We start from the raw sequence: 15,408 nt of genomic DNA, 5'->3' as shown, positions 1-15,408 counted from the left end.
CTCAGGCAGCGGTCCGCTCCGGACGTACAACGTCGGGGCGCGTGGGACGGCCCGGCCGGGCGGCGTCGGCGGCCCCGAGGTCGGCCGCCTCCCGGATCCACGTCTCGATCTGCTCGGCGGTCCGGCCGCGGACGTCGGCGTAGCGGGTGAGCCTCGTCGGCTTGATCCCGCAGAACTCCATCGTGCGGCCGCGCACCTGCTTGACGGTGCTGTCGCCGACGAGGGGGAGGTACCACCGCGGCGAGTCGGAGGTGACCGCGAGCCGGCCGGTGCGCCCGGCGAGGAGGCCTTCGGGCATGCCGTTGTCCTTGTAGCGGAAGGCCCAGCCGCGCTCCAGTGTGCGGTCGAAGAAGCCCTTGAGGAGCGCAGGCACCGAGCCCCACCACAGGGGCGTGAACACGGCGACGTGGTCGGCCCACTCCAAGAGCTCCTGGGCGCGGGCCAGGTCGGGCTCGAGGTCCTGCGGGGGCCGGTAGCCGGTGCGGAGGGTGAGGTCGAAGTCGAGGTCGCGCAGCACGAGCGCGCTGGCGCCGGCGCCGGCGGCGTACGCCGTGGCGAGGCGCGCGGTGAGCGAGGCGGGGTCGGGGTGGCCGTCGATGACGAGGACGTGGCCCATGGCGGGCTCCAATCTGGACAGTGACAAGAATCTGGACAACGTCCACATTGGAGTAGGATGTTGCTCATGTCAAGATCTGCGGCCGGCTATCACCACGGCAACCTGCAGGCCGCGCTCGAGGACGCCGCGCTCGACCTGCTCGAGACCACGTCGGCGGCGAAGATCAGCCTGCGCGAGGTCGCCCGGCGCGCCGGGGTCAGCCACAACGCGCCCTACCACCACTTCGGCGACCGGGCCGCGCTCCTCAGCGCGCTCGGCGTACGCGGCATGGCGGCGCTGCTGGCCGCCCAGGAGGAGGCGGTGCGCGCAGCCGAGGGAACGGTCGCCCAGGTGCGTGCGCTCGGTCTGGCCTACGTCGGCTACGCCGCCGCCCACCCGCAGGCGTTCGCGCTGGTCTTCGACCCTGACTACTGCGCTGCCGGTGCTCCCAGCGCGGAGATGGCCCCCTTGATCGCCCGCAACGAGGAGCTGCTCGGGTCGCTGGTCGGTGCGCTCGTGCAGGAGCCGGGCTGGGAGGGGCGCGATCCGATGGCCCTGTCGGCCGCGCTCTGGTCGACGGTGCACGGGATGGCCCAGCTGATCACCCTCGGCCACCTCCCGCCCGAGGCGGCGGAGTCCGCCCTCGACGCGCTCGTGCGGTAGGGGTGCGGAGCCGAGACGCTCGATCAAGCGCGGTGTCGGTGGGTGGTGCCATGGTGGTCCGATGGCGACGATCTACTACACCGGCTGCACGCTCGACGGGTTCATCGCGACCGACGACCACTCGCTCGACTGGCTCACCTCGCGCGACATCGACATGGACGGGCCGATGGCCTACCCGTCCTTCCGGGAGCAGGTCGGGGCCTGCGTCATGGGCGCCACCACCTGGCAGTGGATCCTCGACCACGACGACGACCCGTGGGGGCCGCTGCCGACCTGGGTGCTGACCCACCGCACCTTCCCGGACGCGCCGCCGAGCGTGCGGTTCGACCGCGACGACGTGCGCCGCGTCCACGCCGAGATGTCCGAGGCCGCCGACGGCAAGGACCTGTGGGTCGTGGGCGGGGGCGAGCTCGTCGGTCAGTTCCACGACGCGGGGCTGCTCGACGAGGTGTGGATCCAGTACGCCCCGGTGACCGTCGGCAGCGGCGCACCGGTGCTGCCTCGCCACGTCGAGCTGCGGCTCGAGGAGACCGCCCGCAACCGCGACTTCATGTGCGGGCGCTACTCGGTCGTCCGGTGACGGGAGGGCGCGTACGACGACGCACCCGCGGGGGTGTTGGACAACCCGCAGGGGCGGGGGCAGGGTGGAGCCACCGACTCTCGGGAGGAACCCCCATGTCCCACCTCGCCCGCCGCGTCACCGCCGGCGTCTCGGCCGCCAGCGGAATCGCCGTTGCCGCCGCGCTCGTCGCGACCCCGGTCCCCGCCCAGTCCGTGACGCAGGCCGCGGCCGCCGCTCCGGCGCCGTCGACCACCTCGGACCGACCGACCGTGAAGGACCCGACCGCGGTGGGCAAGGGCGGTGCGATCAGCACGGTCGACCCCGAGGCGAGCGCGGCCGGGCTGAAGGTCCTCAAGGCGGGCGGCAACGCGGTCGACGCCGCGGTGGCCGCCGCGGCGACGCTCGGCGTCACTGAGCCCTACAGCGCGGGCATCGGCGGCGGAGGCTACTTCGTCGTCTACAACGCCAAGTCCGGCAAGGTCCGCACCCTCGACGGCCGCGAGACCGCCCCGATGAAGATGCCGCAGGACGCGTTCATCGACCCCGCGACGGGCAAGCCCTACACGTTCACCCCCGACCTCGTCACCAGCGGCGCGAGCGTCGGCACCCCCGGCACCCTCGCCACCTGGGACAAGGCGCTCGCCAACTGGGGCACCCTGTCGCTCGCTGACGCCCTGGCGCCGGCCACCAAGGTCGCGCGTCGCGGCTTCAAGGTCGACGAGACCTTCCGCCAGCAGACCCTCGACAACGAGGTGCGATTCTCGGCCTTCAAGGACTCCAAGAAGCTCTTCCTGCCGAAGGGCGACGCACCCAAGGTCGGCTCCGTCTTCCGCAACCCCGAGCTCGCCGACACCTACGACATGATCGCGCAGCGCGGCACCAAGGCGTTCTACCGCGGCAAGCTGGCCAAGCTGATGTCGAAGGTCGTGCGCGACCCGCGCACGACCAAGAACACCGAGCTCCCGGTGCCCGCCGGCTGGCTCACCCCGCGCGACCTGCGCGACTACCGGGTCCGCTCGCAGCGCGCGGCGAGGACGAGCTACCGCGGCCACGACGTCTACGGCATGGCCCCCTCCTCGTCGGGTGGAACGACTGTCGGCGAGGCGCTCAACATCCTCGAGCGCTACGACCTGTCGGCGATGACGGCCGAGCAGGCGCTCCACCACTACCTCGAGGCCAGCGCCCTGGCCTTCGCCGACCGCGGCAAGTACCTCGGCGACCCGGCCTTCGTCGACGTGCCGGTCAAGCGGCTCCTCGACGACCGGTTCGCCGCCGAGCGGGCCTGCTCGCTCAACCCGGCGAAGGCGGCGACCAAGCCGGTCGCGGCCGGCGACGTCACGTCCTACGACGGCGTGTGCTCGCCGTCGTCGGCGAAGGGCACGACCGACGCCGACACCGAGAACATCTCCACCACCAACCTCACGGTCGCCGACCGGTGGGGCAACGTCGTGGAGTACACCCTCACGATCGAGCAGACCGGCGGTTCGGGCATGGTCGTGCCCGGTCACGGCTTCCTGCTCAACAACGAGCTCACCGACTTCTCGACGGTGTACGACGCCGCCGACCCCAACCGCATCCAGCCCGGCAAGCGCCCGCGCAGCTCGATGTCGCCGACGATCGTGCTCAAGGACGGCAAGCCGTTCCTCGCGCTCGGCTCGCCCGGCGGCTCGACGATCATCACGACCGTCCTGCAGATGCTGGTCAACCGCATCGACCTCGGCATGACGATCGAGGAGGCCATCGCGGCGCCGCGCGCCACCCAGCGCAACACCACCAACGTGACCGCGGAGCCGGCGTTCATCGCGGCGTACGGTCCGGCGCTGACGGCGCTCGGTCACACCCTGGTCCCGGCGGGCGATGCGTTCACCAGTGCCGCCGAGATCGGTGCGGCGACGGCGATCGAGATCGGTCCGCGCAAGCGGCTGACCGCGGTGGCCGAGCCCAGCCGCCGCGGGAAGGGTTCGGCGAAGGTGGTCGACCCGCGCTGATCGCGGGCGCGCCTGCCACAATCGAGGCGTGAGCTACCCCTTCCTCAAGGGCCACGGCACCGAGAACGACTTCGTGGTGCTGCCCGACCCCGACGGCACGGTGCACGGCGACCTGCCCGCGGATCGGGTGCGGGCGCTGTGTGATCGCCGCGCCGGCATCGGCGGCGACGGGGTGCTGCGGGCGGTGCGCGAGGACGGCGGCTGGTTCATGGACTACCGCAACGCCGACGGCTCGGTCAGCGAGATGTGCGGCAACGGGGTCCGGGTCTTCGCGCGCTACCTCCATGAGCGCGAGGGCGAGGGCTTCCCGATGCGCATCTCGACGCGCGCCGGGGTGAAGGTCCTCGACCGGACCGGCGAGGACTACACCGCCGACATGGGCAGGCCCGAGGTGCTCGGCGAGACCGAGGTGTCGGTGATGGGCCGCACGTGGCCCGCTGTGCACGTCTCGATGGGCAACCCCCACGCCGTGGCGTACGTCGAGAACCTGGCCGAGCCGGGCCCGCTGCTCGAGCCCCCGGAGCACGACGACGGGGTCTACCCGGAGGGGGTCAACGTCGAGTTCGTGGTGCGCCGCGGTGAGCACCACGTCGCGATGCGGGTGCACGAGCGCGGCTCGGGTGAGACCCGGTCCTGCGGCACCGGCGCCTGTGCGGTCGCGGTCGCCACGGCGCTGGCCGACGACGCGCCCCGCGGGACGACGTACCGCGTGGACCTGCCCGGCGGCACGCTGCACGTGGTGTGGACCGAGGACGACCGGGTGCTGATGACCGGCCCCGCCGTGCTGGTGGCCGAGGGCGTCACCGACCTCTGAGCGGTGCTCCGGTCAGCGCTCGCGCAACAGGGTGAGGACCTCGTCGAGCTTGCCGTCGACCGCGGCGACCCGGGCGTCGAGGGCATCGAGCCGTCGGTCGAGCTCGTCGAGCCGGTTGCCTTGACGCTGTTGGGTCGCCCAGGTCGAGGCCAGGACGCCACGGATCTCTTCCAGGTAGTCATCTGTCCCGGCGAGCGTGCCGGTGCGTCTGGTGGGCGTCATCGTCATGCCCTCGAATGTAGGTCGCCACTGTGCCACGCGACAGGGGGCCGTCGCGATCTGTGGACGGAGTCCTCCTAGGATCCGGATCATGGACATCACCGGATCCACCGCCATCGTCACCGGCGGCGCGAGCGGCATCGGCGCCGCCGTCGCGCGCGCCCTCGCAGCGAAGGGCGCCGTGGTCGTCGTCGCCGACCTGAACGCCGAGAAGGGCGAGGCGCTGGCCGCTGAGATCGGCGGCGTCTTCGCCTCCGTCGACGTGACGAGGACCGAGCAGGTCGCCGCCGCCGTCGAGGCGGCCGCGGAGATCGCCCCGCTGCGCGCGTGCGTGAACTCGGCCGGCATCGGCTGGGCGCAGCGCACCATCGGCCGCGACGGGCTGCTCGAGCAGGCCCACGACCTCGACGCCTTCCGGAAGGTCGTCGAGATCAACCTGATCGGCACCTTCGACATGACCCGCCAGGCCGCGACCGTGATGAGCCGCAACGAGCCCGACACCGACGGCCAGCGCGGCGCGATCGTCAACCTGGCCTCGGTCGCCGCCTTCGACGGCCAGATCGGCCAGGCGTCGTACTCCGCGTCGAAGGGCGGCGTCGTCGGCATGACCCTGCCCGTCGCACGCGACCTGTCCGCCGCGGGCATCCGGCTCAACACCGTCGCGCCCGGCCTGATCGACACCCCGATCTACGACGCGTTCCCCAACCCTGACGAGTTCAAGGCCAACCTCGGCCAGAACGTCCTCTTCCCCAAGCGTCTCGGTCACGCGGAGGAGCTCGCCAGCATGGTGGTGGAGTGCCTGACCAACTCCTACATGAACGGCGAGACGATCCGCGTCGACGGGGGCATCCGGATGCCACCCAAGTGAGGGTCCGCCCCTCGCTGCCCGCTTCCTGACTGGTCCAGACCGTCGTCCACGATTCGGGCGATCCCCGGCACGGCACGCCCGAAAGGGTGGATGGTGCTGGAGGGAAGCATGCATCAACGCCTGTGGGGGGCACGATGACCAACGTGGTGGAGCCGCGCGCAGCGACGGCTGACGGGGACGACAACGAGCTGGCCACGCTCGTACGACGATGGGTGGGCGCGCGCCGCGGCGGTGCCCTGCGCGCCGCACCGACGCCGAAGCCACCGCCTGCGAAGACGTCGGACGCGAAGGCACCACAAGCGAAGGCACCGGACGCGAAGGCCGTGACCGAGCGGCCGGCACCCGGACCGGTGCCCACCGCTCGCGCCCTGCCCCGCCGGCCGGTCGCGGACGAGCCGGACCAGGCGAGGCGGGTGGCGGTGCTGATCGACGCCCGGCGCATCACCGCGGACGCCGCCGCCGGGCTGCTCGACCGGCTCCCCGGACGCGGCTCGGTGACCGTGTGCCGTGCCTACGCCGACTGGAGCCGCTCGGACCTCGGCTCGTGGGTCGAGCACCTGCGGCGGCAGGGCCTGCACTCCTTCCACCAGTTCGCCGACGACGACGAGCAGGCGCGGGTCGCGCTGGCCATCGACGCCGTCGACATCGCACGCGAGGCGGCGGTCGACGAGGTCGTCCTGGCCGGCGACATGACCTCGATGCTCCCGCTGCTGCACCGCCTGCACGCGGCCGGCGTACGCGTCGTGGTGGTCGGCCCGGGCCACACGCCCCACGACGTACGAGCGGCGTGCGACGAGTTCGTCGACGAGGGCTCCCTGGTCGGGGAGCCGGTGGTCCCCGCCGGTCGGCACCGCGCCTGAGCCCTGCGCCTGAGCCCACGCCTGAGCTCGGCGCCCCGGGCCTGCGGGTCGGGCGCCGTCCGCCCTGCGCGAAACCGTTCGCGCAGGTGGGACCGGGCGACCTACCCTTGTCGACATATGACGAACGCACCTGACTTCAACCTCCGTGACGCCCTCGACGCCACCCGCGCCTGGGACGACGACACGATCGAGCTCGACGACGAGCTCCTCGAGGATGCCGAGACCGAGGACGACTTCGAGTCCGGCTACGCCGATGACGCGGCGTACGACGACTACGACGAGGACGACCCCGAGGAGCTGACCGTCGGCGCGCAGGAGCTCGCCGAGCGGCACGCCCTGCGCCGGGTCGCCAGCCTGCGCACCGAGCTCGAGGACATCACCGAGGTCGAGTACCGCCAGCTCCGCCTGGAGAAGGTCGTGCTCGTCGGCGTGTGGACCGACGGGTCCGTCACCGACGCGGAGAACTCGATGGCCGAGCTCGCGCTGCTCGCCGAGACCGCCGGCTCCGAGGTGCTGGAGGCCGTCTTCCAGCGCCGGCAGAAGCCCGACCCGGCGACCTACATCGGTCGCGGCAAGGTCGAGGCGATCCGCGAGATCGTGCAGGCCACCGGCGCCGACACCGTCATCTGCGACGGCGAGCTCGCGCCCAGCCAGCTGCGCAACCTCGAGGACAAGATCAAGGTGAAGGTCGTCGACCGCACCGCGCTCATCCTCGACATCTTCGCCCAGCACGCGAAGAGCAAGGAGGGCCAGGCGCAGGTCGAGCTGGCCCAGCTGCAGTACATGAAGCAGCGTCTGCGCGGCTGGGGCGGCAACCTGTCGCGCCAGGCCGGAGGCCGGGCCGCCGGCGGTGAGGGCATCGGCGGGCGCGGGCCCGGTGAGACCAAGATCGAGACCGACCGGCGCCGCATCAACACCAAGATCGCCAAGCTCCGCCGCGAGCTCAAGGAGATGCGCGGCACCCGCGACGTCAAGCGCCAGTCGCGACGCCGCAACCACATCCCCAGCGTGGCGATCGCCGGCTACACCAACGCCGGCAAGTCGTCCCTGCTCAACCGGCTCACCGACGCCGGCGTGCTGGTGGAGGACTCGCTCTTCGCGACGCTCGACCCCACCACGCGTCGTACGACGACCAGCGACGGCCGCATCTACATGATGTCCGACACCGTGGGGTTCGTACGCCACCTCCCGCACGGCCTCGTCGAGGCCTTCCGCTCGACGCTGGAGGAGGTCGCCGACTCCGACCTGCTGCTCCACGTGGTCGACGGCTCGCACCCCGACCCGGAGGGCCAGATCGCCGCGGTGCGCGAGGTGCTCGCCGAGATCGGCGCGACCAAGGTCCCGGAGATCATCGTCGTCAACAAGGCCGACGCCGCCGACCCGATGGTGATCAGCCGGCTGCGCGCCCGCGAGCCGCACAGCGTCGTGGTGAGCGCAAAGACCGGCGAGGGCATCGAGGAGGCGCTGCGGACGATCGAGTCCGAGCTGCCGCGGCCGCAGGTCGAGTTCGACGTGCTGCTGCCCTACGAGCGCGGCGACCTGGTCAACCGCATCCACCAGGAGGCCGAGATCGGCTCGATGGAGCACACCGGTGACGGCACGCTCGTCGCCGGGCGGGCCAACGCCGACCTCGCCGGCGAGCTCGAGGCCTACGGCCGCTGAGGTGACGACCCGCTGACATGGCGGCGGCCCGGGTGCCAGGCACCCGGGCCGCCGCTGTGCTCAGACGGTCGCGGACCTCAGCCCTTGACCCGCTTGCAGGCGTTGCCGATGTCGACGGTCTCGCCGCGGTCGACGACGACCTCGCGGGTGGCGAGGACGTTGCCGCGCTTGTCGGCGCAGCTCAGCAGCCACGCCTCCTTGGTCCCGGTCGGGCTGGGCGGGGTCGGTCCCTCGAAGGTGACCTCGCCCGACCAGTCGTACTCCGCCGAGCCGCCGAGGTAGTTGTTGGCCTCGAGGGTGTACGTCCCCGGCTGCGGGTCGGGGATCCGGATGACCTCCGGGTTGGCCAGCGTGGCGCCCGAGCCGACCGGCTCGCCGTCGGGACCGGTGAGGAAGAAGTCCCAGTCCTGGGCTGCCGGGTCGGCCGTGGCCGGCCAGTCGACGGAGACGACGAGGAACCCGTTGTCGACCGTCGGCAGGCCCTGCACGTCGAAGGTGACGTACTCGCTGGAGCCGACCGGCGGCACGCCGGCGGGGTTGGTCAGCGTGATCGGCGCCTGCGGCGGCGCCTGGGCCTCACGGCCGTAGCGACCCATCACGAGCGGCCGGGTCGAGGGGTTGACGTCGAAGGTGAACCGGCCTCCCGTCGAGGTGTAGTCGGTGCGCAGGTTGTCGGTGTAGAGCAGCGGCTCCCCGACCGTGCCGTTGGGCTGGATGACCGGCGAGGTCTCCGACGTCACCGTCTTCGACACGCTGACGGTGTGCTTGGCCGGCGCGGTGCCTCGGATGACCGAGTGCAGGTTGCGGTCGGCGGCCGCCTCGGTCGCGAGCCAGTACGCCTCCCGGTTGCCGCCGAGCCCGGCGCCGTCGGCGGGTGCCTGGCCGAGGTACTCGCCGACCACCGCCTCCTCGTAGGCCGGGTGGAAGCCCTCGTCACCGATCTCGATGGTGTAGCCGAAGCCGCCGGTGATCCAGTAGCTCCAGTCCTCGGTCGAGCCGGAGGTGTCGTAGAGCTGGTAGGAGGCCTGGCTGACGTAGTCGTTCTTCGACGCCATCGCGTCGCCGAGGGCCTTCAGCTCGGGCTCGTCGATGGCCAGTCCCGTGGCCGCGATGGCCGGCGGGCGGAGGACGAGGTTGCTGTAGGTGTGGTTGGAGATCATCACCGTGACCGCGCGCTCGGAGATCAGCTTGCGGACCGCGTCGCTCTCGGGCTCGCTGCCGGGTGCGTCGCCGCGGTAGGTGTCGTTGGACCAGTTGGGGCTGGCGCCGCCGCCGCCCCAGAAGCCGGGGTAGTTGCGGTTGAGGTCGGTGCCGCGCAGGCGGCCGGCGGGGTTGTTGTCGCACGAGCCGGTCGTGTACTGGGGCGGGGTGTTGGCCGAGATCGAGCAGTTCTTGCGCTTCATCTCGTAGTCCATGACCGAGAAGTCGCCCAGGGGAGCAGCGGCCCGGGAGACCTGGAAGCCGTCGACGTTGACGATCGGCACCAGGATGACCCGCGAGCGCGACAGCAGGTCACGCGCCCGCGCGTCGCCGGCGCTGTAGGACTGGAGCAGGTCGAAGGCGAACTCCATGGTGTGCTCCGCGCTGGGCCACTCGCGCGCGTGGTGGGCACCCATGAGGAGGAAGACCGGCTTGCCGTCCTTGACGTTGTCGGCGTCGGCGGTGACCTCGATGCCGCGGATGTCCTCGCCGAGGACCGTCTTGTTCTCGAGGGTCAGCGGACGGGTGAGGGAGGGGTAGTCGCGGGCCAGCTGGTCGAGGTCGCTGAGGTAGTCGGCGTACGTGCGGTAGGACGTGCGGCCGCTGGGCAGGCCCGAGGCAGCCACCGAGGCGGCGTACGCGCGGTCGGCCTTGCGGTTCTTCTTCATCAGGGCTTCGAGGTCCTTGACGGTGACCCGCCAGGTGAAGCCGGCGTCGCGCAGGGTCTGGGCGTCCTGCGCGTCGTGGAGGACGACCTCGATGCCGCGCTTGTCGGCGTGCTCGGTGACGTCGAGGCCGAGGTCGATGACCTCGTTGCGATCCGCGACCGTCGGCGCCTTCACCATCACGATCTGTGTGGTGTCGCCGTCGGCTGCGCGGGCCAGCTCGCGTGGTGCGTCGTCCCGTCCGGCGTTGCCCGTTGCACCCGCCGCGGTGGCGGCGAGTCCTGCGGCGACGAGGGCGGTGACGGTGGCCAGCCTGGTGGCGCCGGCCCGTGGAATGCGTGGTGACATGTGTGCTCCCAAGAGGTGACAGCCGCGTGGGGGGCACGCGGGTGTGACCCAGACAACACCCGGGGTTGTTTCCGTGTCGATACCTACTACGGCGTACAGTCGCACGCGTTTTGCGTGTCACGTGCAGCCCGGAACCTTCCGTGCGGGCCACCCGTTGACCCGTCCGTGCCCGGATTCGGGCGTTCGAAGTCTCGTCAGGGAGGATGTCGCGCATGTCACGTGGTGTCTGGGTTCGCTTCATCCTCGTGCTCGGCCTGCTGGCCGGGTGTGCGGCGCTGGCCGTCAACGTCAAGCCCAACCTGGGCCTCGACCTCCGCGGCGGTGCGCAGTTCGTCTTCGAGGCCGAGGGCACCGAGCAGACCCCCGCCACCGCGGAGAACGTCGACAAGACCCTCGAGGTGCTCCGTGGCCGCGTGGACGCCCTCGGTGTCGCCGAGTCCACCCTCGTCCGCCAGGGCGAGAACCGGATCCTCGTCGAGCTGCCCGGCGTCACGAACGACGAGGAGGCGCAGGAGGCCGAGGAGCGCATCGGCACCACCGCCAAGCTGACCATCCACGAGGTCATCGCCACCGCCCAGCCCGACGCGGAGCCCAGCAAGAACAAGAACCTCGTCCTCCCCTCCGACCAGGGCGACACCCTCGAGATCGGCCCCACGGTCATCCAGGGCGAGGAGATCAGCGGCGCCAGCGCCGTCCAGCGCGAGCAGAGCGTCGAGTGGGTCGTCGCCATCGACTTCAACGGCCCCGGCGGCAGCACGTGGGCCGACATCACCGGCGAGGCCGCGTGCAACCCGTCGGGCGACCCCAAGCGACGCATCGCGATCGTCCTGGACAACGAGATCATCTCCTCGCCCGAGGTCAACACCGACGTCGGTTGCGACGTCGGCATCCGCGGCGGCTCGACCGACATCACCGGCAACTTCACCTCCGAGGAGTCCAAGGACCTCGCCGCCCTGATCGAGGGCGGCGCGCTGCCGCTCGAGCTCCGCGCGATCTCCGACCGTCTCGTCGGCCCGTCGCTCGGCGCCGCGGCCATCGACGCCTCGATCGAGGCCGGCATCATCGGCCTGATCCTCACCGGCCTCTTCATCGTCATCGTCTACCGCCTCGTCGGCCTGATGGCGACCGTCGCCTTGGCCTCGTACGCCCTGCTCGCCTACGCCATGCTCGTGGGGCTTGGCTCGACGCTCACCCTGCCCGGCCTCGCCGGCTTCGTGCTGGCCATCGGCATGGCGATCGACGCCAACGTGCTCGTCTTCGAACGAGCACGGGAGGAGTACCAGGCCTATCCCTCGGCGGGCCTGCGCCGCGCCCTCATGGTGGGCTTCAACAAGGCCTGGACCGCGATCATCGACTCCAACGTCACGACGCTGCTCGCGGCCGGACTGCTGTTCTTCCTCGGCTCCGGTCCGATCAAGGGCTTCGGTGTGACCCTCTCCATCGGTGTCATCGCGTCGATGATCTCCGCGCTGATCATCGCCCGTGTGCTGTGCGACCTCGCGGTCTCCAACAAGGGCGTCGCGCGCCGGCCCGCCATCAGCGGCCTCAGCGACATCGGCAAGGTGCGGACCTGGCTGGACCGCAAGGACCCCGACATCATGAAGAACCGCGGCCGCTGGCTGGCCGTGTCGGGCGCGGCGACGGTGTTCGCCATCGCCGGCATCGCAATCCAGGGGCTCAACCTCGGCGTGGAGTTCACCGGCGGTCGCCAGCTCGACTACTCGGTGACCAACCAGGACATGGACGTCGAGCAGGCGCGGGCCGCCGTGTCCGACGCCGGCTTCTCCGAGGCCGTCGTCCAGACCGCCGACGACCCCGCCGACTTCACCGTCCGCACCGGCGAGATCTCCAACGAGGAGGAGCAGCGGATCGAGGACGAGCTGGCCGTGGTCGGCGGTGAGGTCGAGAAGATCGACGACCAGCAGATCGGCGCCTCCCTCGGCGAGGAGCTGCGCAACAACGCCCTGATCGCGTTCGGCGTGGCGTTCCTCGCCCAGCTGCTCTACCTCGCCTTCCGGTTCAAGTGGACCTTCGGCGTCTCGGCGGTCATCGCGATGGCCCACGACGTGCTGATCGTCGTCGGCGTCTTCGCCTGGCTGGAGAAGCCGATCGACGGCATCTTCCTGGCCGCCGCGATGACGATCATCGGTCTGTCCGTCAACGACACCGTCGTCGTCTTCGACCGCGTCCGCGAACGGTGGTTCGGCTCGAGGCCCGAGGACGACTTCCGCTCGCTGGCCAACAAGGCCGCGGTCGAGACCGTGCCGCGCACGGTCAACACCGGTCTCGGCACGATGTTCATCCTCGCCGCGCTCGCCATCCTCGGTGGCGACTCGCTGCGTGACTTCTCGATCGCGCTGCTCATCGGACTCATCGTCGGCACCTACTCGTCGATCTTCACCGCCACCCCGCTGGTCACCTACTTCCACGAGAAGTGGCCGATGAGCCGGGTGAAGAAGGAGAAGGTCGAGCGGGCGCCCGAGGACTCCGGCGCCGTCGTCTGACGCGTCCGCTTCGCCGGACTTCCGGCTGGCGCTCTCCGGGGACTCCCCGCCTGAGCGGGGAGTCCGTCACTGGGAGGGGTGTACAACCCCCTCCAGGTGTCGGACTTCCCCACCAGGTCGTCGCCCCGGGCGCGCTGGGGGCGCGCGGATAGGATCGCCGCATGTTGTGGATCCTGCTGATCGTCGTCCTGGGCGTGGTCGCCTACCGCTACCGGGTCAAGATCCTCGCCCGGGTGCTCGGCCAGCCCGAGCGCCGCATCGAGCGCCAGATCGGCCGCAAGAAGAACTACTGAGGTCGGCTGTGGACGGCGTACGACGGAGCGTCGGCGCCGCCACGTAGGGTGCTCTGGTGCCTGAGACCGCCACCGCCTCTGCCTCCGTCGGCACGCCCGTCAGCGAGGTGCTGGGCACGGCGGTCGCCGCCCTCGGCGGTCAGCAGCGCGACGGCCAGGTCCAGATGGCGACCGAGGTCGCCGAGGCGATGGAGGAGGGCCGCCACCTGCTCGTGCAGGCCGGCACGGGCACCGGCAAGTCGCTGGGCTACCTCGTCCCCGCCATGCTCCACGACAAGCGCGTCGTGGTCGCCACCGCGACCCTCGCGCTGCAGCACCAGCTCGTCGAGCGCGACCTGCCGCGGCTGGTCGAGGCGGTCAAGGGCGTTCCCGGCCTCGACACCTCCTACGCCGTGCTCAAGGGCCGCTCCAACTACGCCTGCCTGCACCGCATCCGCGCCGGTGTCCCCGACGACCAGGGCACGCTGGTCGACGTCCCCCTCGGCGCGATGGCCGAGAAGGTGCTCGAGCTCCGGGCGTGGGCCGAGGAGGAGACGGAGCAGGGCGGCAGTGGTGAGCGCGACAACGCCCCGCGCCACACCGACCGCGAGTGGCGCCAGGTCTCGGTCAACCACCGCGAGTGCCTCGGCGCGAGCAAGTGCCCCTTCGGGCAGGAGTGCTTCGCCGAGCTGGCGAAGGAGAAGGCTCACCGCAGCCACCTGATCGTCACCAACCACTCCCTCCTCGCGATCGACGCGATCGAGGACGTCCCGATGATCCCCGACTACGACACCGTGGTCATCGACGAGGCCCACGAGCTGACCGCGCGCGTCACCCAGGCAGCGACCGACGAGCTGGGAGTCTCCGACATCGAGCGGGCGGCGCGCCGCGCCATGCGCTGGGCTGACGGCGACGGCGACCCGGCCGGCGACCTCGAGGATGCCGCGCAGCAGCTGGCCGAGGCGTTCGAGGCGACGTCGCCCGGTCGCATCGACCAGCTGTCCACCCAGCTCTCCGACGCCCTGGTGCTCGTACGCGACGCGGCGCGGGCGTGCCTGTCGGCGTTCCCCCGCGAGTCCGGCGGCGAGGCGGAGGGCGACGCCGGCCGCACGCAGGCCAAGGGCATGGTGCAGGAGGTCTTCGTCAACGCCGAGCGGATGGCCGCCGGCTCCGACCGCGACGTGCTGTGGCTGGGGGAGGCGCGCGACCGGTTCCCGGCCCGGCTCCACGTCGCGCCGCTGCAGGTGTGGGGCCCGATGCGCGACAAGCTCCTCACCGACAAGACCGTGGTCTTCACCAGCGCGACGCTGATGCTCGGCGGCGAGTTCGGCGCCGTCGCCACCTCCCTCGGCCTCAAGCCCACCGAGCGCGTCGGCTCGCAGGTCGCCCCGACCGACCCGGACACCGCGCTGCCGTGGAAGGGCATCGACGTCGGCTCGCCCTTCGACTACGGCCAGCAGTCCATCCTCTACGTCGCCCGCCACCTGCCCCAGCCCGGCCGCGACGGTCTCGGCCCCGCCCAGCTCGACGAGATCTGCGACCTCGTCGACGCCCTCGACGGGCGCACTCTGGGCCTCTTCTCGTCCCGCCGCGCAGCCGAGACCGCGGCCGAGGCCGTCCGCACCCGGCTGCCGCACCTGACCACCCTGGCCCAGGGCGACGCGCAGCTGCCCGAGCTCGCCAAGCAGTTCGTCGAGGACCCCCACACCTGTCTCTTCGGCACGCTCTCCTTGTGGCAGGGACTCGACGTGCCGGGCGACACCTGCCAGCTGGTGATCATCGACCGCATCCCGTTCCCGCGGCCCGACGACCCGCTGATGTCGGCGCGCGCCAAGGCCGCCGACGCCGCGGGCGGCAACGGGTTCATGGAGGTGTCCGCCACCCACGCGGCGCTGCTGATGGCGCAGGGTGCCGGCCGGTTGATCCGTACGACCTCCGACCGCGGCATCGTCGCCGTCCTCGACCCACGCCTCGAGACCGCCCGCTACGGCCGCTTCCTCAAGGCCTCGCTCCCGCCGATGTGGTCGACCACCGACCCCGCCCTTGTGCGCCAGGCGCTCACGCGGCTCGGCCAGTCCTGAGCCGCGCGACACCTTGAAGGCAGTTCGGCCGGGCAGACGCCCTGGCCACGCTCCGGGCGGTGCCGGCGAACGCGAACTGCCTTCCTGGTGTCCGTCATCCTCGCGGC

Annotated in this window: 13 protein-coding genes; 10 read left to right on the top strand and 3 right to left on the bottom strand. The window is 71.5% G+C overall.

Annotated elements, in window-relative coordinates; translation table 11 throughout:
- Position 1: 1 nt before the first annotated feature.
- Positions 2-616 carry an NAD(P)H-dependent oxidoreductase gene (locus Q1B24_RS08440; protein ID WP_299926237.1) on the bottom strand — a complete coding sequence of 205 codons (615 nt, stop codon included), beginning with the start codon at positions 614-616 and terminating at the stop codon, positions 2-4.
- 66 nt (positions 617-682) lie between these two features.
- Here Q1B24_RS08440 and Q1B24_RS08435 point away from each other — a divergent pair, with 66 nt between their 5' ends.
- From Q1B24_RS08435 to dapF, 4 genes are all read left to right on the top strand, one after another.
- Positions 683-1,258, top strand: coding sequence for a TetR/AcrR family transcriptional regulator (locus Q1B24_RS08435; protein WP_299926234.1), 576 nt, complete (start codon positions 683-685; stop codon positions 1,256-1,258).
- Positions 1,259-1,319: 61 nt separating this feature from the next.
- On the top strand, positions 1,320-1,838 hold the full coding sequence (locus tag Q1B24_RS08430) for a dihydrofolate reductase family protein (RefSeq protein ID WP_299926230.1): 519 nt from the start codon (positions 1,320-1,322) through the stop codon (positions 1,836-1,838).
- Positions 1,839-1,933: 95 nt separating this feature from the next.
- Positions 1,934-3,808 (top strand): gamma-glutamyltransferase, encoded by a 1,875-nt coding sequence (gene ggt, locus Q1B24_RS08425; protein WP_299926227.1) that lies wholly within the window; start codon positions 1,934-1,936, stop codon positions 3,806-3,808.
- 28 nt (positions 3,809-3,836) lie between these two features.
- Entirely contained in the window at positions 3,837-4,622 is a 786-nt protein-coding gene (gene dapF / locus Q1B24_RS08420; RefSeq protein ID WP_299926223.1) for a diaminopimelate epimerase, read from the top strand.
- 12 nt (positions 4,623-4,634) lie between these two features.
- Here the strand turns inward: dapF and Q1B24_RS08415 are convergent, their stop codons facing one another.
- Positions 4,635-4,850 carry a hypothetical protein gene (locus tag Q1B24_RS08415; protein ID WP_299926220.1) on the bottom strand — a complete coding sequence of 72 codons (216 nt, stop codon included), beginning with the start codon at positions 4,848-4,850 and terminating at the stop codon, positions 4,635-4,637.
- A gap of 82 nt (positions 4,851-4,932) precedes the next feature.
- Here Q1B24_RS08415 and Q1B24_RS08410 point away from each other — a divergent pair, with 82 nt between their 5' ends.
- The 3 genes from Q1B24_RS08410 to hflX all read left to right on the top strand — a co-directional run bounded on the left by Q1B24_RS08410 (position 4,933) and on the right by hflX (position 8,231).
- Complete coding sequence (locus Q1B24_RS08410) at positions 4,933-5,709, top strand: SDR family oxidoreductase (RefSeq protein ID WP_299926217.1); 777 nt, start codon at positions 4,933-4,935, stop codon at positions 5,707-5,709.
- Positions 5,710-5,843: 134 nt separating this feature from the next.
- Positions 5,844-6,569, top strand: coding sequence for an NYN domain-containing protein (locus tag Q1B24_RS08405; RefSeq protein ID WP_299926215.1), 726 nt, complete (start codon positions 5,844-5,846; stop codon positions 6,567-6,569).
- Positions 6,570-6,686: 117 nt separating this feature from the next.
- Complete coding sequence (gene hflX, locus Q1B24_RS08400; protein WP_299926213.1) at positions 6,687-8,231, top strand: GTPase HflX; 1,545 nt, start codon at positions 6,687-6,689, stop codon at positions 8,229-8,231.
- Positions 8,232-8,308: 77 nt separating this feature from the next.
- Here hflX and Q1B24_RS08395 read toward each other — a convergent pair whose 3' ends face one another.
- Positions 8,309-10,444, bottom strand: a complete 2,136-nt coding sequence (locus tag Q1B24_RS08395; RefSeq protein WP_299926211.1) for a M14 family metallopeptidase — start codon at positions 10,442-10,444, stop codon at positions 8,309-8,311.
- Between the two features lie 212 nt (positions 10,445-10,656).
- Here Q1B24_RS08395 and secD point away from each other — a divergent pair, with 212 nt between their 5' ends.
- From secD to Q1B24_RS08380, 3 genes are all read left to right on the top strand, one after another.
- Entirely contained in the window at positions 10,657-12,948 is a 2,292-nt protein-coding gene (gene secD, locus Q1B24_RS08390; RefSeq protein WP_299926209.1) for a protein translocase subunit SecD, read from the top strand.
- Between the two features lie 161 nt (positions 12,949-13,109).
- Complete coding sequence (locus Q1B24_RS08385) at positions 13,110-13,241, top strand: hypothetical protein (RefSeq protein ID WP_263575278.1); 132 nt, start codon at positions 13,110-13,112, stop codon at positions 13,239-13,241.
- 56 nt (positions 13,242-13,297) lie between these two features.
- Positions 13,298-15,301, top strand: a complete 2,004-nt coding sequence (locus Q1B24_RS08380) for an ATP-dependent DNA helicase (protein WP_299926202.1) — start codon at positions 13,298-13,300, stop codon at positions 15,299-15,301.
- Positions 15,302-15,408: the final 107 nt, after the last annotated feature.

The organism is uncultured Nocardioides sp. (assembly GCF_947488025.1).
In the GTDB taxonomy this organism is placed as follows: domain Bacteria; phylum Actinomycetota; class Actinomycetes; order Propionibacteriales; family Nocardioidaceae; genus Nocardioides.
This window is presented reverse-complemented; position numbering and strand designations above follow the sequence as displayed.